Here is a 21,905-nt window from a genome sequence, read left to right on the forward strand (position 1 = left end):
CGTCCCCAGACCAGGGGGATATGCCGTTTTCGCACGGCTTCCGGCGGCCCGTGCGCGGGGCACTGGGCGCGGGCCGCCGGGTCCGGTCCGCGGCGGCCCGGCACTCGGACGGGACCTCACACGTTCGGGGGCGGCCCCTCGATCGGACGGCCGAGGTCACTGTCCGTCAGCCCTTCGGGGGCGGGCCGCCGCTGCCGGGGCAACGGGCCGCCCGGCGGCCGGTAGTCGACGCCGAGGGCGTCAAGTCGCGCGTAGTGAGCGGTCATACGCCGCTCGAAGTCGGCGAAGTCGCGCTCGGCGGGGGCCGGGAGCCTGCGCCAGGCGACCTCGCAGAACGCGGCCAGACGCGGGAACACCTGGTAGTCGACGCGTCCCTGGTGCTCCATCACCTCGGTCCACACGTTGGCCTGGGTGCCGAGGACGCGGGCGGCCTCCTCCTCGGTGAGTTCGGCGGGGACGGGCTCGAAGCGGTAGACGTCCTCCAGGGTGCGGACGAAGCCGATCGGCATCGGCTCGTGGGGGCCGCCGTCCTGCCGGTGGTCCAAGTACACGTGCTGCTCGGGGCACATGATGACGTCGTGGCCGGACTTGGCGGCGGCGATGCCGCCGCGATAGCCGCGCCAGGAGGAGACGGTGGCCCCCTCGGCGAGGCCGCCCTCCAGGATCTCGTCCCAGCCGATGAGCCGCCGCCCGCGGGCCGAGAGCCACTGGTCGAAGTGGCGGATGAACCAGCTCTGGAGCCCGTCCTCGCCCTCGACGCCCAGCTCCTTGACGCGGGCCTGCGCGGCGGCCGAGGCCTTCCACTGGTCCTTGGGGCACTCGTCGCCGCCGACGTGGACGAAGGTGGACGGGAAGAGGTCGAGGACTTCCTCGAAGACACCTTCGTAGAACCGGAGTACGTCCTCGGTGGGGGCGAGGACGTTCTTGCTGACGCCCCAGGTGTCCCAGACGGTCAGCGCCTCGGTGTCGACGACGTCCGCGTTGCCGAGGTGCGGGTAGGCGCTGATGGCGGCCTGCGAGTGGCCGGGGATGTCGATCTCGGGGACGACGGCGATGTGCAGGGACTCCGCGTACGCGACGATCTCGCGGATGTCGTCCTGGGTGTAGAAGCCGCCGTGCGGGCGCTCCTCCCACAGCGGCGAGTTGCGGTGCCCCCACTTGGAGCGGGCCCGCCACGAGCCGGCCTCGGTGAGCCTCGGGTGGCGCTTGATCTCCACGCGCCAGCCCTGGTCGTCGGTGAGGTGGAAGTGGAAGACGTTGAGCTTGTGGGCGGCGAGCAGGTCGAGGTAGCGCAGGACGCCTTCCTTCGGCATGAAGTGCCGGGCCACGTCCAGCATCATGCCGCGCCATCCGAAGCGGGGGGCGTCCTCGACGACGCCCGCGGGGACGGAGCGCGGCACGTCCGGGCGCAGGGGCGCCCGCCGGAAGGCGTCGGGGCCGAAGAGCTGGCGGAGCGTCTGGGCGCCCCAGAAGACGCCCGCGGCCGCGCCGCCGCGGATCTCGACGCGCTCCTCGTCGATGGTGAGCCGGTACGCCTCCGCCTCCAGGGAGCCGTCGAGGAGCAGGGAGACGGAGCCGCCCGCGCCCTCGGGCCCGGACGGCAGCGGCAGACCGAGGGCCGCGCCGAGCGTGGCGCGCAGCCAGCGCTCGGTGGACTCGGTGCCGGGGCCCGCCCACAGGGTGGTGGAGGGTCCGGCGGCGAAGGAGGAACCGGGCACGGCCTCGGCGCGTGCGGGCGCCGGGATGAGCTGGTCATGGGTCATGCCGCGCAAGGCTGTCACGCGGGGGCACATCGCAAAAGGGGCGTTGCGGTACACGCAACGCCCCTCGGGCTACGGGACGGTAAGCCACGGAGAAGTGGCCCCGCGAGGGTTACTTCTTGCCGTCCTTGCCGCCCTTGTCCTTGTCGCCGCCGGCGCCCATGGACTCGTAGATCTCCTTGCACATGGGACAGACGGGGTACTTCTTCGGGTCGCGGCCGGGGACCCACACCTTGCCGCAGAGCGCGACGACGGGGGTCCCGTCGAGCGCGCTCGCCATGATCTTGTCCTTCTGGACGTAGTGCGCGTAGCGCTCGTGGTCGCCGTCACCGTGCGACACCTGCGGCGTCGGCTCTACGAGGGTCCCCGTACCTGCCCCGCGCTCGGGCTCGGGCTCAAGAGTGCTCATAGGGGCCAAGGGTACTCACGCGCGGCGCGTCCCGGCAGCGGCTGGGCCCCGCCGGGTGCCCGTTCGGATCGTGCGGACCGGTGGGGGCTGAGCGCGCAGTTCCCCGCGCCCCTGGGTACGACCCCTGCACCCGCACCCAAACGCGAGGCCGCACCACGGGCCCGTCAGGGGCGCGGGGAACTGCGCGACCAGCCCCCACCGGCCCGCAGACCGAAGGAGTCGCTGCGGCCCCGCGCCGCGGACATGTGCAGAACGAGCCCCGCGAAAGCCACCCCCGCCGCCGCCCAAGGCAACGCACGGGCCGCGAGACCCACCGAAAGAGCGAGCCCCGCCAGCGCGGAGCCGACCGCGCTGCCCAGGTAGAGGGCGGAGTTGTTGAGCGCGAGGGCGACGGTGCCGCGCTCGGCGCGCAGCGCGAGGAGGCGGTGCTGCTGCGGGACCTGGAACGCCCAGCCCGCGGCGCCCCAGACGACGAGCGCGGGGAAGGCGGCGGCGCCGAGCAGCGGCAGCACGCCGATCGAGACGACCAGGGTCGACACGATCCCCGTAATGAGGAGAACCACCCGGCCCGTGCGGTCCACCAGCGGCCCGGCGACCACACTGCCCAGCACACCGCCGATCCCCCACGCCCACAGGTACGGCGCCACATCGCCCGCCCCCACACCGCCCGCCGAGGCGAGCACCGGCGCGAGGTAGGTGTAGAGGCCGAGGCTCGCCACCGCGCCCAGGAAGGAGACGCTCACGATGGGCAGCACCTTCCGGTCGGCGAGCGCCCCGAGCCGCGCCCGCACCGGCACCGGCGGCGCGGCGGGCACCTCGGGCAGCCCCACCGCGAGACCCAGGAGCGCGACCGCGCCGAGGCCCGTCACCAGCCACATCGTGGCCCGCCAGGACGTGTGGTCGGCGAGCAGCACCCCCAGCGGAACACCGAGGACCGTGCCCGAACTCATCCCGCCCATCACCAGCGCGAGCGCCCGCCCGCGGCGCTCCTCCCCCGCCAGCGAAGCGGCGGCCGCCGTGGACAGCGCCGAGTAGACCCCGGCGCCGACACCCGCCACCGCCCGCGAGACGAGGAGGACGCCGAGGCCGGGCGCGAGCGCGGTGAGGCCGTTGCCGAGCGTGAAGACGGCCAGCGCGGCGACGATCAGCACGCGCGGCCGCACGCCGGACAGCAGCCCGGTGACGAGCGGCGCGCTCACCGCGTACGCGAGGGTGAAGACGGTGACCATCTGCCCCGCGAGCGAGACGGTGGTCCCCAGATCCCCTGCGACGACGGGCAGCAGGCCCGCCATCACATAGGCGTCGAGCCCCAGAGTGAAGGCCCCCACCATCAACAACCACACCTTGCGCACGCCGCTCAACTCCCTTGTCTCCCTCGTCGGTCCTGCTCGGGAGAGGGAAACGTAGGCACCCTCCGCATCCCGGGGGAAATGCCCGGCGACCGGCATTTATGCTGGGGCGGCATGAATGACGTACGGCCTCAGGAACCCTTGGACGGCGTGGAGCTGCGGCACCTGCGCGCCTTCCTCGCCGTCGCCGACGAGCTGAACTTCACGCACGCCGCGGCCCTGCTCCGCATCGGGCAGCCCGTGCTCACGCGGACCGTGCGGGCCCTTGAGGACGCCCTCGGGACGCGTCTGCTGGAGCGCACCACGCGGCGCGTCGAACTCACCGACGCCGGATGCCGGCTGCGCGAGGAGCTGGCGCCGCTGCTGTCCCGGGTCGACACCGCGCTGCGGTCCGCGGGCAGCGAACCCCCGGTCCTGCGGCTCGGGTTCACCTCGGTCCTGCCCCAGGCCTGCGCGGAGTCCGCCCACGCCTTCAAGGCGGCCACCGGCGCGGGCGTGCGCCTGGTGCGCAGCGACACCCCGCTGGCGGGCCTGACCTCGGGCGCCTGCGACATCGCGGTCGTACGAGGTGACATCCCGCCCGGCGCCGCGGTGCGCTCACGGCTGCTGCTGCACGAGCCGCGGATCGCGGTCCTCGCCCGTGACGCGCCCGAACTCGCGGGCCGCCGCGTCGTGGACTGGCCGGACCTCGCGGACCTTCCCCTGGTCGTCAACACCGTCACCGGCACGACCGGCCCCGAGCTGTGGCCCGAGGACCGCCGCCCGCGCCTCGCCTGCACGGCCGACAACTTCGACGAGTGGCTGGAGGCGGTCGCCGCGGGCCACGGCGTGGGTGTGGCCCCGGAACCGGTGGCCCGCAGACACTCCCACCCGTCCCTGCGCTACGTACGCCTGAAGAACGCCCCGCCCGTCGCCGTGCGCCTGGCGGTTCCGGCCAGGGACGCGCATCCCCTGGCCGAGCGCTTCCTCGGTCAGTTCAGGGAAGGGTCGTCCGGATAGGTCGCCACCATCGCCAGCTCACTGCGCTGGCGTCTGAGCACCGCGCGCCACAGCCGCTCCGGATCCGGCGAGGAGACATCGCCCGGCTCGGACTCGACCACGTACCAGGCGCCGTCCGCCAGCTCGGTCTCCAGCTGGCCCGGACCCCAGCCCGAGTACCCCGCGAAGATCCGCAGACTGCCGAGGGCCGGGGAGAGCAGCTCCGGCGGGGCCTCCAGGTCCACGAGGCCGATCGCGCCGTGCACGCGGCGGAAGCCGACGGGGTCGACGCGGCTCGTGCGGAAACGGATGCCGGACGGCGTGCCCTCCTCGCCGGGGACGACCGCGACCCCCAGCGCCGAGTCCAACGACACCGGGCCGCCCTGGAAGACGACGCCGGGCGCGCCCGCCAGATCGCCCCAGCCCTCCAGGATGTCGGCGACGCCCACGGGGGTCGGGCGGTTCAGGACCACGCCGAGGGAGCCCTCCTCGTCGTGGTCGAGGAGCAGCACCACCGCACGGTCGAAGTTCGGGTCCGACAGGGCGGGTGTGGCCACGAGCAGCCGCCCTGTGAGCGAGGACACCTCGGTCATGGACCACATGATCCCGCATCTTCGCCGTGAGCGGGGAGGTAATGGCCGTACGTGAACCGACGCAGATCAGGGCGCATGAGTGCGACCGGAGCGCACGCCGCGGCCGGTGACCCGGAGTGCCCGGTTCCGCACGGTTCGTGTTGTGGCGAACTCATGACCTGTTTTGCGTGCCCTTGGCCTTACGGAAGGGGGGTACGCGGCCATTACGCTTGCCCTTTGGTCCCCCCGTCCATCCAATCGGAACGCGAGATTCATGACCGTCACCGACGATGTACTGCTTGTCCACGGCGGAACCCCGCTGGAGGGCGAGATCCGTGTCCGCGGCGCGAAGAACCTCGTGCCCAAGGCCATGGTCGCCGCGCTGCTCGGCAGCGCTCCGAGCCGGCTGCGCAATGTCCCCGACATTCGCGACGTCCGAGTCGTACGCGGCCTGCTCCAGCTGCACGGCGTGACGGTCCGCCCCGGTGACCAGCCGGGTGAGCTGATCATGGACCCGTCGCACGTGGAGAGCGCGAATGTCGCCGACATCGACGCCCACGCGGGCTCGTCGCGCATTCCGATCCTCTTCTGCGGACCGCTCCTGCACCGCCTCGGGCACGCCTTCATCCCCGGTCTCGGCGGCTGCGACATCGGCGGCCGCCCGATCGACTTCCACTTCGAGGTGCTCCGCCAGTTCGGCGCGACCATCGAGAAGCGCGCCGACGGCCAGTACCTGGAGGCCCCGCAGCGCCTGCGCGGCACCAAGATCCGCCTGCCGTACCCGTCCGTGGGCGCCACCGAGCAGGTCCTGCTCACCGCCGTGCTCGCGGAGGGTGTGACGGAGCTCTCGAACGCCGCGGTCGAGCCGGAGATCGAGGACCTGATCTGCGTCCTGCAGAAAATGGGCGCGATCATCGCCATGGACACCGACCGGACCATCAGGATCACCGGTGTCGACAGCCTCGGCGGCTACAACCACCACGCCCTCTCGGACCGCCTGGAGGCCGCCTCCTGGGCTTCCGCGGCCCTGGCGACCGAAGGCAACATCTACGTCCGCGGCGCCCAGCAGCGCTCGATGATGACGTTCCTGAACACCTACCGGAAGGTGGGCGGTGCCTTCGAGATCGACGACGAGGGCATCCGCTTCTGGCACCCGGGCGGCTCGCTCAACGCGATCGCCCTGGAGACGGACGTGCACCCGGGCTTCCAGACCGACTGGCAGCAGCCGCTCGTCGTCGCCCTGACGCAGGCCGCGGGCCTCTCCATCGTGCACGAGACGGTCTACGAGTCCCGCCTCGGCTTCACCTCCGCGCTCAACCAGATGGGCGCGCACATCCAGCTCTACCGCGAGTGCCTGGGCGGCTCCGACTGCCGCTTCGGCCAGCGCAACTTCCTGCACTCGGCGGTCGTCAGCGGCCCCACGAAGCTCCAGGGCGCCGATCTGGTCATCCCGGACCTGCGCGGCGGCTTCTCGTACCTCATCGCGGCTCTCGCGGCCCAGGGCACGTCCCGTGTCCACGGCATCGACCTGATCAACCGCGGCTACGAGAACTTCATGGAGAAGCTCCAGGAGCTGGGCGCGAAGGTCGAGCTGCCGAACGGCAGGACGGCCCTCTAAAGAGCCCGGCCGGCGTTTGAGGCCATCTCCTGCACAGCACGCGAAAGGGGCGGTCACCCACTGGGTGACCGCCCCTCTTCGCTGCTTGGGGCTTACTTGCCCTTGGCCGCTTCCTTCAGCTTGGAACCAGCCGAAACCTTGACGCTGTAACCGGCCGGAATGTTGATCGGCTCGCCGGTCTGCGGGTTACGGGCGGTGCGAGCGGCACGGTGGGTGCGCTCGAAGGTCAGGAAGCCGGGGATGGTGACCTTCTCGTCGCCCTTGGCAACGATCTCGCCGACCGTCTCGGCGAACGCGGCCAGCACGGCGTCGGCGTCCTTGCGGGTCACCTCGGCGCGGTCGGCCAGCGCGGCCACCAGCTCACTGCGGTTCATGTTTGTACTCCCGTGTTCTTTTGCCGTTGAGGCGTGATCGAAGCCGATGCTGCCAGGGTCCTCGGACAGTCCCCGGACCCGGGTCTTGCGTCAGACCCTCGCGCCCGATTACGCATCCTGCCCCCACCTGCGGCGGGAAAGCCAATCCGGCACCCTCCGAAGGGCCGCAGGGCCATGGTCCGCCACCCTAAAGGGGCGTTTACGACCGGGTGCCCCGCGACGCGCCGAGGGTCAGGCGGACGTGGGACCCGTCACAGCGGCCCCCGCGGCCTTCGCGGCGGTGCGCACCGCCCCGGCCACGGCGCCCGCGACCTTGTCGTTGAAGACGCTGGGGATGATGTAGTTGCGGTTCAGCTCGTCCTCGGCGACGACGTCCGCCAGGGCGCCCGCGGCGGCCAGCATCATCTCCGTGTTGACGGTGCGCGACTGGGCGTCGAGCAGGCCGCGGAAGACGCCGGGGAAGACCAGGACGTTGTTGATCTGGTTCGGGAAGTCCGAGCGTCCGGTGGCCACAACTTCCGCCGTCTGACGGGCGATTGCCGGGTCGACCTCGGGGTCCGGGTTCGCGAGCGCGAACACGATGGCGCCGTTGGCCATGGCCGCCACGTCGTCGCCGTTCAGCACGTTCGGAGCCGAGACGCCGATGAAGACGTCGGCGCCGACGACGGCCTCCTTGAGGGTGCCCGTGAGGCCCTCGGGGTTGGTGTTGTCGGCGATCCAGCGCAGCGGCGAGTCGACGTCGTGGGAGACCAGGTCCTCGCGGTCGGCGTGCACGACGCCGTGGATGTCGGCCACCACGGCGTTCTTCACACCGGCGGCCAGCAGCAGCTTGAGGATGGCCGTACCGGCCGCGCCCGCGCCGGACATGACCACGCGCACGTCGCCGATGCCCTTGCCCACCACGCGCAGCGCGTTGGTCAGCGCGGCCAGGACCACGATCGCCGTGCCGTGCTGGTCGTCGTGGAAGACGGGGATGTCCAGGGCCTCGCGCAGCCGCGCCTCGATCTCGAAGCAGCGGGGGGCGGAGATGTCCTCCAGGTTGATGCCCGCGAAGCCGGGGGCGATCGCCTTGACGATCTCGACGATGGCGTCGGTGTCCTGGGTGTCCAGGCACAGCGGCCAGGCGTCGATGCCCGCGAAGCGCTTGAAGAGGGCCGCCTTGCCCTCCATGACCGGCAGCGCGGCCTTCGGGCCGATGTTGCCGAGACCGAGAACGGCCGATCCGTCCGTTACGACCGCAACGGAATTGCGCTTGATGGTGAGACGCCGCGCGTCCTCGGGGTTCTCGGCGATCGCCATGCACACGCGGGCCACGCCCGGGGTGTAGACCATGGAGAGGTCGTCACGGTTCCTGATGGGGTGCTTGGACTGCATCTCGATCTTGCCGCCGAGGTGCATCAGGAACGTACGGTCGGAGACCTTGCCGAGGGTCACGCCCTCGATGGTGCGCAGCTGTTCGACGATCTCGTCGGCATGCGTCGTGGAGGACGCCGCGATCGTCACGTCGATCCGCAGCATCTCGTGGCCTGAGGCCGTGACATCGAGGCCGGTGACCGAGCCCCCGGATGACTCGACGGCCGTGGTGAGCTGGGAGACCGCGGTTCCGCTCGCGGGCACCTCCAGCCGGACCGTCATCGAGTAGGAGACGCTGGGCGCCGTTGCCATGGCCGACTTCCTCTGCTTTCACCTTGTAACTCTTGCCGTCCGATGGTCCCACCTACCGCCGGGTACGTGGTAGCCGCCCCGGATTGAGAACGTTTTGTTCACCGCCGGTACGGGAAGCCATCGGATCCTTCAGAACGCTTTTCGGAAACTTCTTTCCACCATACGAGAAGTCAGGGAAAACAGAAAGAGGCCCACGTCACTGGGTGACGTGGGCCTCTCCCGTACGTTCATGACACCGGCCCGCCATGCTCGCCTCGCGGCAAGTGGTCGCTCGTAGCGACGAAGGTTGGGCCCGGGGGCTTGGATCGAGCCGGTGCCACATCCAAGGTAACAAACGAATCCCGCAAGGCAATTCCGTCCCGGGAACTCAATCCCGGAGCAGATCCGGCACGCCCCGTCCGTCCGGGTCGTCCCGCTCTCCCGACAGGACCGTGAGCTGCTGGGTCGCACGCGTCAGCGCCACGTACAGGACCCGCAGGCCCGCCGGGGACTCGTCCGCGATCTCCGCGGGCGAGACGACGACCGTCGCGTCGTACTCCAGGCCCTTGGCCTCCAGGCTGCCGAGCGCCACCACGCGCTCGCCGAGCCCGTCGAGCCAGCGGGCCGCCTGCTCGCGGCGGTTCATCGCGACGACCACGCCGACCGTGCCGCTCACCCGCTCCAGGAGCCGGGCCGCCTCCTCGCGCACGGACGCGCCGAGATCTCCCTCGCGTACGACGGCGAAACGGGGCTCCACGCCGGTCGAGCGGACCGCCGACGGCGACTCGGCGCCCGGCATCGCGAGGGCCAGGACCTTGGCGGCCAGCTCGGCGATCTCGGCGGGGTTGCGGTAGTTCACGGTGAGGGTGAAGCGGCGGCGCGGGCGGCTGCCCAGGGCCTCGTCACGGGCGGCCGCCGCCTCGTCCGGGTCGGACCACGAGGACTGCGCCGGGTCGCCGACGACCGTCCAGGTGGCGTGCCGCCCGCGGCGGCCGACCATGCGCCACTGCATCGGGGTGAGGTCCTGCGCCTCGTCGACGATGACATGGGCGTACTCGGTGCGCTCCGCCGCCAGGCGCTCGGCGCGCTCGCGCTGGGACTCCTCGCGCTGCGGCATCAGCTCTTCGAGGCCGGTGAGCAGGTCGAGGGGGTCCAGCTCCTTCTTCCTGCGGGGCCTGTGCGGCGTACCGAGGATCGCCTGGAGTTCGTCGAGCAGCGCCACGTCGTGCACGGACAGGGCGTCGCGCTTGAGGGAGCGGGCGACCTTGCGGATCTCTCCGGGGTTCAGCACGCGGCGGGCCCATCGCCCGAGGCGCCGCTCGTCGCCCATCGCGGCCAGGACCGCGCGCGGGGTCAGCTCCGGCCACCAGGCGTCCAGGAAGCGGATGAAGTCGTCCTCGGAGGTGATGTCGTCGTCGAAGGAGGAGCGCAGCTCGGCGGCCAGCTCCGGGTCCGAGTGGCGTCCTGCGGCCCCGGACTGCGACCACAGGGCGTCCAGGAGGAGCTTGCGGGCGCGGGGGCGCAGGAGGTTGACGGGGGCGGTGCCGCTCAGCGCTGCGCGGCGGATGCGGTCCAGCTGGTCGGCGTTCAGCTCCAGGCGCCGCCCGAAGGCAACGACCCTCAAGCGAGTGGGAGTGCTCCCTGCCGCCTCGCCTCCGGCTTCGGGCTCGGGGTCGCCGAAGGTGAGTTGCTCGTTGATCGCCGTGCGCGACCGCCGGTCCGCTGTGCCCGCCCGTTCCGCCCCGGCGGAACGATCGCTCACAGCTGTGCGGGCTGCCGGTCCCAGCTCAAGCGCGCCGCGCGCCGCTTTGCGCAGCACGTTCAGCATCCGCGAGGAGCCCTTGACGCGGGCCACCGCCGGGGAGTCGTAGACCGTGGCCTCGACGGCGTCGACCAGGGAGCCGACCGCGCGGATCGCCACCTGGCCCTCCTCGCCGAGCGAGGGCAGCACGCCCTCCGTGTAGGCGACCAGGAGCGGGGTCGGGGAGACGATGAGGATGCCGCCCGCGTAACGGCGGCGGTCCTGGTAGAGGAGGTACGCGGCGCGGTGCAGCGCCACCGCCGTCTTGCCGGTGCCGGGGCCGCCCTCCACGTACGTCACCGACGCGGCGGGCGCGCGGATCACCATGTCCTGCTCGGCCTGGATCGACGCCACGATGTCCCGCATCGAGTGGCTGCGGGCCTGGCCGAGCGCGGCCATCAGCGCGCCGTCGCCGATCACCGGAAGCTTCTCGCCGTCGAGGTAGGCGGTGATCTCCGGGCGCATCAGGTCGTCCTCGACGCCGAGGACCTTGCGGCCCTTGGAGCGGATGACGCGGCGGCGCACGACGCGGCCCGGGTCGACCGGCGTGGAGCGGTAGAAGGGGGCCGCGGCGGGCGCGCGCCAGTCGATGACGAGCGGGGAGTAGTCCGCGTCGAGGACGCCGATACGCCCGATGTGCAGCGTCTCCGCGATCTCGGCCGTGTTGTTCTCGCTCACGGCCCCCTCGGCGGGCTCGACGGCCGTGTACGCGCCGTCCGGGCCCTTTTTGCCGTCCTTGCCCCGGAGCAGGTCGATACGGCCGAAGAGGAAGTCCTCGAACTCGTTGTTGAGCCGGTTGAGATGCACCCCGGCACGGAACACCTGCGCGTCGCGCTCGGCGAGGGCGCCCGGCGTGCCGACCTGGGCGCGCTTGGCGGCGTCGTTCATCAGGAACTCGGCCTCGTGGATCTTCTCCTCGAGGCGCCGGTAGACCCGGTCGAGATGGTCCTGCTCGACACTGATCTCGCGGTCGCGCGTGCCTGACGGCATGACTGCGTTGACGTCGGCCACCGGGGCCCCTTTCAAGCGTGCTGCTGCCCCTGTTGAGCAGCCGTCCACCGTACGCGAAAGGGACCGTGCTTGTGCACCTGTCCGCGCCTACACGTCGACCTCGACCAGACGGTCGCCGTCGAAGGTGGTCACTTCGAAGTGGTCGATCTCGTCGCGGTTCATGGCGGCGCCCCCGTGGACGTACAGAGGGCTGCGCGACCACTTGCTCGGGCTGTCCTTGATCCCGTAGCCCCACTTGGGCACCGACCAGGTGGTGACCGTCTCCTTCTCGCCGTTCTTGCCGACCGCGACGAGGGAGCACTTGAGCGGGCCCTTGACGTTCTTCAGCTCCAGGACGGCGTGGGTCCCCCAGGACTTCTCCTCCGTGCCGACCGTGGCGCTGACCTTCGTCGCCGGGTCCGTGGCCGCCGCCTTCTCGTCCATGTGGTGGAAGAAGGCGTCCTCGGCGGGGCTGGTGGGGTGCGGGTCGGCGGCGAGGTCCGTCGAGCCGCCGCCGTCGCCGGTCACCGCGAGGACCGTGAGCGGGCCGCCGACGATCAGCGCGACCGCCGCCGCGACCAGGAGCAGGCCGCGCCTGCGCCGCCGCTCGCGCCTGAGCGACACCTCGCCCGCCAGGCGCTCGGCGAGCCGCGGGCCGGGGCGCGCCGCGAGCTGTTCGCCGATCTCCGGTACGCCGTGGCCGCCGGGGAGGCCCGCGAGCGCGGCCAGCATCGGCTCCACGCCGGAGAACTCCTCCAGCTGCCGCGCGCAGAAGTCGCACACGGCGAGATGCGCCTCGAACCGCGTGGCCTCCGCCTCGTCCAGGACGCCGAGGGCGTAGGCGCCGACGGTCTCGTGAATGGTGTCGTCCTGCCACTCGCCATGGTGGCCGTAGGACCCGGTCATGCCGTCACCCCCCGCTCCTCGAGTGCGAGCTTCATCGAGCGAAGCGCGTAGAAGACCCGCGAGCGGACCGTGCCGCTGGGAATGCCCAGCGTCTCGGCCGCCTCATTGACCGTACGTCCTTTGAAGTAGGTCTCCACAAGTACCTCACGGTGCGCGGGAGTCAGGTCCTCCAGCGCGTCGGAGAGCGTCATGAGCCACAGCGCCTTATCGATCTCGTCCTCCGCGGGTATGACCTCCAGCGGCGACGGATCGACCTCCTGCGGCCGGGCCTGCCGGCTGCGGTGGCCGTCGATGACGATGCGCCGGGCGACCGTCACCAGCCAGGGGCGTACCGAACCGGTCGCCCGATTGAGCTGACCGGCGTTCTTCCAGGCACGGATGAGTGTTTCCTGTACGACATCCTCCGCACGCTGACGGTCCCCCGCCACCAGGCGGAGCACGTAGGCGAGCAGCGGGCCCGCGTGCTCGCGGTAGAGCGCGCGCATCAACTCCTCGTCAGGGCCGGGAGGTCGACCGAGACGGTGCCGGGGCGGCTGCGGGCGTTCATCGGCCACGGCGGAATCTTTGCGCACGTCTGCCTCCGGTGTCCGCGGTTCGAGCGGGTCGAGCGGGTCTGGCGGGTCTCACGTCGGAGATACGTGCGGACGGCGCGGGGTGTTCAACGCGCCGCCGATGAATACGGATTCAGGTGGGAGTGGGGGCCGGGGCGGTCATATGCGGGCGGGTATGGGCTGGTTCGGAGGTGGGTGGGTGGCGGGGTGACTTGGGGGGCATGGGCGGCTTGGGGGCGGGGGCGGTCGGCTCGGGTGCGGGCGGGCCCGGCGGTCAGCGCAGGCTCGGTCCGTGTCGGGTGGGTCGGGGGTGGGTGGGCCCCGGCAGGCCGGGCGCGGGCGGCGTCGGTGGGGTCAGGTGCGGGCGAGGGCCGCTCTGCGGCGGTGGCGGGCCACGCGTTCGCGGTTGCCGCAGACCTCGCTGGAGCACCAGCGGCGGCGGTGGCCGCGGGACGTGTCCAGGTACACGATGGGGCAGTTGTCGCCCGCGCACTGGCGCAGCAGGGCGCGGGCCGCCGGGTCCGTGAGCAGGTCGACGGCGTCCCTCGCGACGCACGCCACGAGCGCCGCGCACTCCGGGGCCTCGCGCAGGGCGCGGGCCAGGGTGCCGTCGGCGGTGCGGACCGCGCAGGGGGCCGGGGGCGCCGGCGCGGCAAGTGTGTTGACGCGCTCCAGGGCGCCGTCGGCGGGCGCCCCCTCGATCTCGCCCAGCACCAACTGCTCGATGGCGGAGCGGAGTTCGAGGAAGGCGGTGAGCCATGGCGGGCCCGCCCCGGGCAAGGAGGCGCCCGTCGGCACCAGGCCGGCACCCACGAGCCAGGCGCGCAGCCTCGTCACGGAGTCGAGCCGCTCCACGGGATGGCGCGTCGCCACGAGGTCCAGACAGCTCCGCCCGGAGTCGAATCGCAGCTCGTACGGAGCCGGGGCCGTGCCCAACGCCATGCGCCTGTCACCGCCTTGGGGGTCACCGGTGAGTGAATGCCGTGGTGCACCCCCTACAGTGCCCGTACCCCGGCGGGTCCGGAACCCCCGCCACCGGCGCCCGTCCGACGAACCGTCAGATACTGTCCTATTCCCCTACTGCCCTGATCTCCTGCCGCCCTATTCCCCGTACTTGGAGTCGGCCACCGGATCGACCGCGAGGCGGTACCCCCGCTTGACCACCGTCTGGATCAGCTTCGGCGCGCCCAGCGACGTACGCAGCCGGGCCATCGCCGTCTCCACCGCGTGCTCGTCACTGCCCGCACCCGGCAGCGCGCGCAGCAGCTCGGCGCGGGCCACCACCCAGCCGGGGCGCCGGGCGAGGGCGCGCAGAAGGGCCATGCCCGCGGGAGGCACGGCCCGCAGCTCCTCGTCGACCAGGACGGCGTGGCCGCGGATCTCCACGCGGTGCCCGGCGATCGGCAAGACCCGCGCACGGGAGGGCAGTTCCTGGCAGAGCAGCTGTACGAGGGGGCCGAGCCGGAAGCGTTCGGGCTGGACGGTGTCGATGCCGAGGGACTGGAGCGGCAGCGCGGTCACGGGCCCCACGCAGGCGGCCAGCACGTCATGGCCGAGGGCGGCGAGGAACTCGGCGCCCATGCCCCGCTCCTCCGCGCGGGCCAGCAGCGAGGCGGCGGCGGGCGCGCTGGTGAACGTCAGCGCGTCGACGCCCTTCGCGACCGTCGCGTCGAGCAGCCGGTCCACGGGCGCGAGGTCCTCCGGCGGCAGCCACCGGTAGACCGGCACGCCGACGACCTCGGCTCCCCCGGCCCGCAGCGCCTCGACGAAGCCGGGCAGCGGCTCGCCGTGCAGTTGCAGCGCGACGCGGCGCCCTTCGACGCCTTCGCCGAGCAGCCGGTCGAGGACCTCCGCCATGGACTCGGACGAGGGGGACCACTCCTCGGTGAGCCCGGCGGCGCGCACGGCGCCCTTCACCTTCGGCCCGCGGGCCAGCAGCTCGACCCCGCGCAGGCAGCCGAGCAGAGCCTCGCCGTACCCCCAGCCGTCGGCGGCCTCGATCCAGCCGCGGAACCCGATGGCCGTGGTGGCGACCACCACGTCGGGGGCGTGGTCGATCAACTCCTTGGTCGCGGCGAGCAGTTCACTGTCGTCGGCGAGCGGCACGATGCGCAGGGCGGGGGCGTGCAGGACGGTGGCGCCGCGCCGCTGGAGCAGCGCGCCGAGTTCGTCGGCGCGGCGGGCGGCGGTCACGCCGACGGTGAATCCGGCGAGGGGGCCGTGCGCTGCCGGGGAGTTCGCTGGGGTCGCGTGCATAGGGCTGTCTCGTCTCGACTGTCTCGTCTCGTCCCGCTCGTGGCTCGTGGAGGGCGGATCGTGGCTCGTGGGCGGCGGACGACCGAGCCTGTCAATGGCGCGTGACGGGCTCGGATCACAGCGATGTCCGCCGTGTTACGTCACACCTCGGCGTAGCTGAGCTGCGGCTTCGCGTCCGTGTCGGCCCCGGCGCCCGTACGCGTACGGGCGGACGCCTTCCCCCGAAGGTATACGGCCCAGGTGACCACCGAGCACACCCCGTAGAAGGCGAGGAACGCGACGAACGCCCCCGTGCCCGACCCCACGGTCTGGAAGGACTGCCGCAGGGCGAGGTTGATGCCGAGCCCGCCGAGCGCGCCGAGGGCCCCGATCAGACCCATCGCCGCCCCGGACATCCGCCGCCCGTGGGCCGCGGCCTCCTCCCCCACGAGCCCCTTGCCCTCGGCCTTGGCCTGGAAGATGCCGGGGATCATCTTGTACGTAGATCCGTTGCCGAGCCCGGTGAGCACGAACAGGGCGATGAAGGCGCCGACGAAGAGCGGCAGCGACTCCCTGACCGAGGCCAGCACAACGACGCCGGTCGCGGCCCCCATGCCGACGAAGTTCCACAGGGTGATGCGCGCCCCGCCGTGCCGGTCGGCGAGCCGTCCGCCCACGGGCCGGATCAGCGAGCCGAGCAGCGGGCCGATGAAGGTCACCTGCGCGGCCTCCAGCGGCGTACGCCCGAACTGCGTCTGGAGGACAAGACCGAAGGCGAAGCTGTAACCGATGAAGGAGCCGAACGTCCCCACGTAGAGGAACGCCATGATCCACGTGTGCGTGTCCCGGGCGGCGGCCTTGACGGCCCCCGTGTCGTTGCGCACGGAGGAGATGCTGTCCATGTAGCGGGCGGCGCAGAAGGCGGAGACGAGGATCAGCGGGATGTAGATCCCGAGCACCACCCGCGGCCCGCCGCTCGCCCCGATGACCGCGAGCCCGACGAGCTGCACGACCGGTACGCCGATGTTGCCGCCCCCGGCGTTGAGCCCGAGCGCCCAGCCCTTCTCCCGCAGCGGGAAGAAGGAGTTGATGTTGGTCATGCTGGAGGCGAAGTTGCCGCCGCCCACGCCGGTGAGCAGCGCGCACACCATGAAGGTGGTGTAGGAGGTCCCCGGCTCCATGACGACGAAGGCGGCGACGGTCGGGGCGAGCAGCAGCGAGGCCGCGATGACGGTCCAGTTACGGCCGCCGAAGCGGGCGACGGCGAAGGTGTACGGGACGCGGACGACGGCTCCCACCAGGGTCGCCATCGACACCAGGAAGAACTTTCCGGCCGGGTCGATGCCGTACTCGGGCCCCATGAACAGGACCATCACGGACCACATGCTCCAGATGGAGAACCCGATGTGCTCGGAGAGCACCGAGAACGCCAGATTCCGCCGGGCGACCCGCTCCCCTCCCTCCTCCTTCCAGAACCGCTCGTCCTCCGGGTCCCACCGCTCGATCCACATCACACGCCTCCACGGCTAGTCCACGGGCCTCGGCCGGCGCCCGCGAAGGTGCCGACGGTCCCGAAGGTAGGGAGGACGCGTTTCGGCCCTGTGGCGCGGAGTGACCGTCGGGGAACGTTGCTCTCACGTGGGGCGGGGCGGGGTGGTGAGGGCGGCGGTGAACGCCGGGCGGCGGGGCCCGGCGTCCGGTCACCGGTTGATGGACTGGATCTCCTCGACCTCTACCTGCTGGTCCGCGCCGAACCGGCCCTCGGGAAGGTCTCCGCCCTCGCCGGTGGTGCTGGTCCAGCTGATCTTCCAGGTGACGGTGGCCTGGAGGTCGTACGAACCGTCGCCGGAGGAGCGCAGGTACTTCACGCCGCACGGTGGGTCCGTGTCCGCGGGGGTGCCCTTGGCGCGGGGCACGCCGATCCGGTGGTCCTCGATCGGGCATTCCCCGGATGCGGGATACGTCTCGGCGTCCTCCGTCCCCGGCGCGATCGAGAGGGACACGGGTTCGGCGGTCGTGGTCGCGGAGAGGTCCGAGCCCGGGATGCTCGCGGTGACGGAGACCTTCTTGAACTTCGCCTTGTCCAGCCAGACCCAGGTCGGGAGATTGACCTTCGTCGTTCCCTGCGGGGCCATCGTGATCTCGGTGCTCGGTACGGGGAGTTCGTCGTAGGCGTACTCGGCGAGGACCTTGGGGGTCACCGCGAGGGGTTCCTCGGGAGTCGTCCCCTCATCGACCCAGAAGGGCTGCTTGTCGCACGCGCTGGCCTCGGGGTCGTCCTTGCGGTTCGGATTGACCGCCGCGGCCCAGAACATCCCCTTGCCCTGCTTGTCGAGGTTGTAGTCCTTGTACGGCTTGCCCTCCTTGTAGCGGTTGTCGAGGTAGTCCCCGACGAACTCCCCGACACCCTCGAAGAGCGGTACACCGTCGCCGAAGCTCCGCCACGCCTTGACCGTCTTCTCGATCTCCTTCGGCGAGAAGGCGGGCTCGTACCAGCAGGCGGGCGGATTCCAATTGCTGTCCGCCGACGAGAGATTCCCGGTCCGGGCCGAGCGCGTATCGCCGTTGACCGACGTCTGGACCTTCGTCTGGACGGTGATGGTGCGGCCGTTTCTGCCGCCCTTGGCTTCCTTCGTGGGGCTTGTGGTGTTCGTTCGGTCCGCCCAGGCCATCGGTGTGGCCTGCACGGTGAACAGGACGGCCGTGCATACGGCCAACGCCACGCTTTTGCGCATCACGGCTGGCAGACCTCGCTCCCGCGCTCCGCCGTGCTCTTGGTCACCTGCCACACCCCTTTGGAGTTCTTCCGGAGCCGGTCGCTGTAGAAGACGTACGAATTCTTCGTGGCCTTGGTGACGTTCGTCTTCTTCGTCTTGCGGTCCTTCGTGTAGCCCTTGGACTCGTCGGCGCAGTACGTGAGCCCGGCCGAACCGTCCTTACTGAAGGCGACCTTGCGGTTGAAGTAACGCACCGTGCCGGTCACCGTCGTGCCGTCCTTGATGAATCCGCTGACCCACTCCACCGTTCCGAGCAGAGCCGAGTCCTTGCTGTAGAAGACGATGGCCTCGGACTTGGGGTCCTGCTTCTCGATCGCCTCGTCAATGGCGCGGAGGTACTCCGCGTTGTCACGCAGCACCGCGTCCGTCCTGGCGTCGCCAGTGGTCTCGGGAGTGAAGACGAGTTCGTCACCCTTCGGCAAGGTGACCTTGGGCCGCTCGATCCCATCGGCCGAAGCCGAGGCCGACGGAGACTTCTTCGACCCGTCTCCCGAGTCGGCGCCCGCGATCTTGTCGTTGTCCTTCGCTCCTCCGTCGCCGCCTCCACAGGCGGAAAGCGAAAGGGCGGCGACCGCGGTCATGGCGGCCGCTGCGAGCAGGGCGGGTCGGCGGTTCACGGTCAGCTCCTGGTGAGACGGGAGTTCTCTGGAGTGCACCAAGCTATCCAGGAGGGAGAGGCGAGGTCACGTCGAGGTCAGCCCAGGTGCGTGTCCCCGAGTGACACCAACAGGCGGCGCAACGCCCAGTCGAGGGCCTCGCGGTCGGCGGGGGTGAGGGCGGTCAGCATGCGCTGTTCGTTGGCGATGTGGTCGACGACCGCTCGGTCGACCAGGTCCAGGCCGGCCTCGGTGAGGCGGACGCGGATGGCCCGGCGGTCGGCGGGGTCCTGACGGCGTTCGATGAGGCCCTTGCGCTCCAGCTTGTCGAGGCGGTTCGTGATGGCACCGGAGGTCACCATCGCGGTCTTGAGGAGGCCGCCCGCGGTCAGCTCGTGCGGGGCGCCGACCCGGCGCAGCGTGGCGAGGACGTCGAACTCCGCGAACTCCAGGCCGTACTCGGTGAAGACCGTCTTCATTCCCTTGCTCAGCAGGTGATCGGCGCGCTTGATGCGGCCCACCAGGGCCATCGCGTCCAGGCCCGCGAGGTCCAGGTCCGGGCGTTCGCGGCGCCACTGGGCGCGCAACTGGTCGATGGCGTCGGCGCGGGGCTCGTCCGGGGTCTCCTGCTGGGCTGTCTCTTGCTCGGCCATGGCGGCACAGCTCCAAATCTCTCAACGTTCAGATACTTGACGTTCGCGGATCGGGGGTCCATATTTATCTCAACGTTGAGAATAACAGCGTTCAGGGGAAGAGCGAGGGGAAGCGTCATGGTTGTCAGCAGGATCAGCATCGCGGAGCGCGGGTCGTCGACGCAGGGCCACGCTGGGGCACCCAAGCCCCCGGCATCCACATCGGCTCCCGCTCCCCGCTCCCCCTCCGCGAAGGCGGTGGCCGGCATCGCCGCACTGGCGGCCATCGGCCCGGCGACCTGGGGCACGACCTACGTAACGACCACCGAACTCCTCCCCCCGGACCGCCCGTTGCTCGCCGCGGCCCTGCGCGCGCTGCCCGCCGGGCTGATCCTGCTCGCGCTCACCCGACGGCTGCCGCGCGGCGACTGGTGGTGGAAGGCGGCCGTGCTGGGGGTGCTCAACTTCGGCGCGTTCTTCCCGCTGCTCTTCTTCGGTGCCTACCGCCTGCCCGGCGGCGTCGCCTCGACGGTCAGCGCGGTCATGCCGCTGCTGGTGGCGGGCTTCGGAGCCGGCGTCCTGAAGGTGCGGCCCACCCGCCGTACGCTGGCGGCGGGCCTCGTCGGTGTCGTGGGCGTGGGCCTGCTGGTCCTGCGCGGCAGCGCGGCGGTCGACGCCGCCGGGATCGTCGCGATGCTGGCGGCCACGACGCTGATGGCCCTCGCGGTGGTGCTCAGCAAGCGGTGGGGCCGACCCGACGGAGTCTCCCTGCTCACGCTCACCGGATGGCAGCTGACCGCGGGCGGCCTGGTCCTTGCGCCCATCGCCCTCACCGCCGAGGGCCTGCCCGACCACCTCACGGGCGCCAACCTCGCCGGTTACGCCTACCTCGGCATCATCGGCACGGCCATCGCGTACGCCCTGTGGTTCCGCGGCATCGAACGCCTCCCCGCCTCCTCGGTCTCCTTCCTCGGCCTGACCAACCCGGTCGTCGCCACGCTCGCGGGCCTGCTGCTCCTGGGCCAGACCCTGACCCCTTGGCAGCTGGGCGGCCTGGTCCTGGTCCTGGCGAGCGTCGTCCTGGGCCAGAGCCGCCGCGCGTAGCACCCCCCCGGGCCACCACCCCCCTGAACTGAACAGAGGAGCACCCCATGCACACCCCCACCCCCACCCCCCGCATCCGCATCACGGTCTTCGGGGCGGCGGGAACCGCAGGAAGCCGCGTCGTGACGGAGGCCCTGTCCCGGGGCCACGAGGTGACCGCCGTGGTCCGCGACGCCGCCCGCTTCCCCGAACTGCACCCGGACGCGACGCACCGCACAGGTGACGCGGGAAACCCGGACCACGTGGCGGAGTTGGCCGCGGGCCAGGACGTCGTCATCAACGCGACAAGACCCGCCCCGGGCCGCGAAGCCGACCACGCGGCCGTCATCGGAGCCCTGCTGGCGGGCCTGGCCGAGGCCCCCGGCGCCCGCCTCCTGGTGATCGGCGGCGCGGGCAGCCTGACGGTCCCCGGGACGGCGGGAACCCTCGCGATCGACGACCCCCGCTACGTCCCCCCGGCCTGGCGCCACATAGCGGCGGCCTCCAACGCCCAGTACGACGCGCTCCGCACAGCACCCACGGACGTGAACTGGACCTACCTGAGCCCTTCCGCGGTCCTGGAACCAGGCACCCGCACCGCCGCGTTCCGCCTGGGCGAAGACGAACTCCTGGTGGACGCGGAGGGCAACTCGTCCCTCTCGATGGAGGACTTGGCGGTAGCCCTCCTGGACGAGACGGAGAACCCACGACACCCCCGTGCCCGCTTCACGGCCGGGTACTGAGAGCCGGGCACTCGCCGACGCGGAGGTTGCGCGCATCCGCCTACTTCGCCGGGAACTTCCAGACAGCAGGCTCGCCCTCACTGTCCTCGGGGGCCCAGTGGACCTCAATCTCCTTGGTGCCGACCGGGACCAGGTAGGTCTGGCAGAGCACGTGGCTCTCGCCCTTCTTCCAGCCCTCCAGCTCCAGTTCGTCCTCGCAGCCGGCCGCGTCCTCGGAGGCGCCGATCAGGAGGCCGCCGCGGACGCCGTCGGCGTAGATCTCCGCGCCGTCGCCCACGTCGGGGACGTCCGCGAGCGGGGCGCCCGCCTTGTGCGTGTACTTCACGTGGGCGACCGCCGCGACCAGGCCCTTGGCCTTCTTCGGGTCCGAGACCAGCTTCTTGGCCTCGGCCTCCGTGCCCAGGTCGACCTTCTGCGCGGCGACCTCGTACGTGACGGTCGCGCTCTCCTCCTTGACCTTCGCCGTGGTGCTCTCACCGGCCGCGAGCGCGGAGGGCGCCTTCGGCTTCGCCTGGGAGTTGGCGGCCTCGCCCTTCGGCTTGTCCTCCGACTTCTTGTCGTCCCCACCGCCACAGGCGGTCAGCGCGAGGGCGAGTACGGCGACGGGCGCGGCGAAGCGCAGCGCGGTCTTCTTGCAGAGCAAAGTGATCTCCTGGCAGTGACGGGCCCGCCGCTCGGCAGGGGGCCCGGCCCCTGCGAGCGGCAGGAAGAGCCGTCAGCTTAGGAGTTGGCCGCGCGGCCCGTCGGTAGGGGAGGCCTGGAGCAAGGGGCGTCCCAACGCCCCTTTTTCCGCCTGCATTTCACGCCATTACGGTCGCCGGTGAACGCCTGGCGGTCGCACTTTGCAAGGATCCGAACGCAAATCTCTTCACAATCGCTCCACTTCG

Annotated in this window: 20 protein-coding genes; 4 read left to right on the forward strand and 16 right to left on the reverse strand. The window is 71.4% G+C overall.

What is annotated here, in order from left to right; genetic code table 11:
- Positions 1-116: 116 nt before the first annotated feature.
- The 3 genes from CP975_RS13240 to CP975_RS13250 all read right to left on the reverse strand — a co-directional run bounded on the left by CP975_RS13240 (position 117) and on the right by CP975_RS13250 (position 3,521).
- Positions 117-1,763 (reverse strand): beta-N-acetylhexosaminidase, encoded by a 1,647-nt coding sequence (locus tag CP975_RS13240; RefSeq protein WP_150476899.1) that lies wholly within the window; start codon positions 1,761-1,763, stop codon positions 117-119.
- Between the two features lie 109 nt (positions 1,764-1,872).
- Positions 1,873-2,169 (reverse strand): DUF3039 domain-containing protein, encoded by a 297-nt coding sequence (locus tag CP975_RS13245; protein ID WP_033263869.1) that lies wholly within the window; start codon positions 2,167-2,169, stop codon positions 1,873-1,875.
- A gap of 164 nt (positions 2,170-2,333) precedes the next feature.
- Entirely contained in the window at positions 2,334-3,521 is a 1,188-nt protein-coding gene (locus CP975_RS13250; RefSeq protein WP_055533313.1) for an MFS transporter, read from the reverse strand.
- Positions 3,522-3,632: 111 nt separating this feature from the next.
- Here CP975_RS13250 and CP975_RS13255 point away from each other — a divergent pair, with 111 nt between their 5' ends.
- A complete protein-coding gene (locus tag CP975_RS13255) occupies positions 3,633-4,517 on the forward strand; it encodes a LysR family transcriptional regulator (protein ID WP_055533307.1) in 885 nt (294 codons plus the stop codon).
- Here CP975_RS13255 and CP975_RS13260 read toward each other — a convergent pair.
- Positions 4,490-5,089 (reverse strand): YqgE/AlgH family protein, encoded by a 600-nt coding sequence (locus tag CP975_RS13260; protein ID WP_055533311.1) that lies wholly within the window; start codon positions 5,087-5,089, stop codon positions 4,490-4,492. The genes CP975_RS13255 and CP975_RS13260 overlap by 28 nt on opposite strands.
- Positions 5,090-5,342: 253 nt before the next feature.
- Between CP975_RS13260 and murA the strand changes: the two genes are divergently transcribed.
- On the forward strand, positions 5,343-6,686 hold the full coding sequence (gene murA, locus CP975_RS13265; protein ID WP_055533305.1) for a UDP-N-acetylglucosamine 1-carboxyvinyltransferase: 1,344 nt from the start codon (positions 5,343-5,345) through the stop codon (positions 6,684-6,686).
- 92 nt (positions 6,687-6,778) lie between these two features.
- Here murA and CP975_RS13270 read toward each other — a convergent pair whose 3' ends face one another.
- The 11 genes from CP975_RS13270 to CP975_RS13320 all read right to left on the reverse strand — a co-directional run bounded on the left by CP975_RS13270 (position 6,779) and on the right by CP975_RS13320 (position 19,213).
- Positions 6,779-7,060 (reverse strand): HU family DNA-binding protein, encoded by a 282-nt coding sequence (locus tag CP975_RS13270; RefSeq protein ID WP_016645140.1) that lies wholly within the window; start codon positions 7,058-7,060, stop codon positions 6,779-6,781.
- 231 nt (positions 7,061-7,291) lie between these two features.
- Positions 7,292-8,725, reverse strand: a complete 1,434-nt coding sequence (locus CP975_RS13275) for an NAD-dependent malic enzyme (RefSeq protein ID WP_055533302.1) — start codon at positions 8,723-8,725, stop codon at positions 7,292-7,294.
- 367 nt (positions 8,726-9,092) lie between these two features.
- Complete coding sequence (locus CP975_RS13280; RefSeq protein ID WP_055533309.1) at positions 9,093-11,495, reverse strand: HelD family protein; 2,403 nt, start codon at positions 11,493-11,495, stop codon at positions 9,093-9,095.
- A gap of 108 nt (positions 11,496-11,603) precedes the next feature.
- Positions 11,604-12,401, reverse strand: coding sequence for an anti-sigma factor family protein (locus CP975_RS13285; RefSeq protein WP_055533300.1), 798 nt, complete (start codon positions 12,399-12,401; stop codon positions 11,604-11,606).
- The gene (locus CP975_RS13290; protein WP_078594902.1) at positions 12,398-12,973 is read right to left on the reverse strand and encodes a sigma-70 family RNA polymerase sigma factor; all 576 of its coding nucleotides are present in this window, start codon (positions 12,971-12,973) and stop codon (positions 12,398-12,400) included. Before CP975_RS13290 ends, CP975_RS13285 begins: the two co-directional genes overlap by 4 nt.
- Positions 12,974-13,306: 333 nt before the next feature.
- Entirely contained in the window at positions 13,307-13,894 is a 588-nt protein-coding gene (locus CP975_RS13295) for a CGNR zinc finger domain-containing protein (protein WP_150476900.1), read from the reverse strand.
- A gap of 159 nt (positions 13,895-14,053) precedes the next feature.
- The gene (locus CP975_RS13300; protein WP_055533216.1) at positions 14,054-15,208 is read right to left on the reverse strand and encodes a uroporphyrinogen-III synthase; all 1,155 of its coding nucleotides are present in this window, start codon (positions 15,206-15,208) and stop codon (positions 14,054-14,056) included.
- 140 nt (positions 15,209-15,348) lie between these two features.
- Positions 15,349-16,698 carry an MFS transporter gene (locus CP975_RS13305; protein WP_150476901.1) on the reverse strand — a complete coding sequence of 450 codons (1,350 nt, stop codon included), beginning with the start codon at positions 16,696-16,698 and terminating at the stop codon, positions 15,349-15,351.
- Positions 16,699-16,887: 189 nt separating this feature from the next.
- Positions 16,888-17,922, reverse strand: a complete 1,035-nt coding sequence (locus CP975_RS13310) for a hypothetical protein (RefSeq protein ID WP_246201495.1) — start codon at positions 17,920-17,922, stop codon at positions 16,888-16,890.
- Complete coding sequence (locus CP975_RS13315) at positions 17,922-18,581, reverse strand: hypothetical protein (RefSeq protein WP_167532692.1); 660 nt, start codon at positions 18,579-18,581, stop codon at positions 17,922-17,924. The genes CP975_RS13310 and CP975_RS13315 overlap by 1 nt, the downstream gene beginning before the upstream one ends.
- A gap of 77 nt (positions 18,582-18,658) precedes the next feature.
- On the reverse strand, positions 18,659-19,213 hold the full coding sequence (locus CP975_RS13320; protein ID WP_055536441.1) for a MarR family winged helix-turn-helix transcriptional regulator: 555 nt from the start codon (positions 19,211-19,213) through the stop codon (positions 18,659-18,661).
- Between the two features lie 117 nt (positions 19,214-19,330).
- Here CP975_RS13320 and CP975_RS13325 point away from each other — a divergent pair, with 117 nt between their 5' ends.
- The gene (locus CP975_RS13325) at positions 19,331-20,296 is read left to right on the forward strand and encodes an EamA family transporter (RefSeq protein ID WP_150476902.1); all 966 of its coding nucleotides are present in this window, start codon (positions 19,331-19,333) and stop codon (positions 20,294-20,296) included.
- Positions 20,297-20,343: 47 nt separating this feature from the next.
- Positions 20,344-21,018 carry an NAD(P)-dependent oxidoreductase gene (locus CP975_RS13330; RefSeq protein ID WP_425474249.1) on the forward strand — a complete coding sequence of 225 codons (675 nt, stop codon included), beginning with the start codon at positions 20,344-20,346 and terminating at the stop codon, positions 21,016-21,018.
- 40 nt (positions 21,019-21,058) lie between these two features.
- Here CP975_RS13330 and CP975_RS13335 read toward each other — a convergent pair whose 3' ends face one another.
- Positions 21,059-21,661 carry a hypothetical protein gene (locus tag CP975_RS13335; RefSeq protein WP_055535682.1) on the reverse strand — a complete coding sequence of 201 codons (603 nt, stop codon included), beginning with the start codon at positions 21,659-21,661 and terminating at the stop codon, positions 21,059-21,061.
- Between the last annotated feature and the right edge of the window lie 244 nt (positions 21,662-21,905).

Source organism: Streptomyces alboniger, assembly GCF_008704395.1.
GTDB lineage: Bacteria > Actinomycetota > Actinomycetes > Streptomycetales > Streptomycetaceae > Streptomyces > Streptomyces alboniger.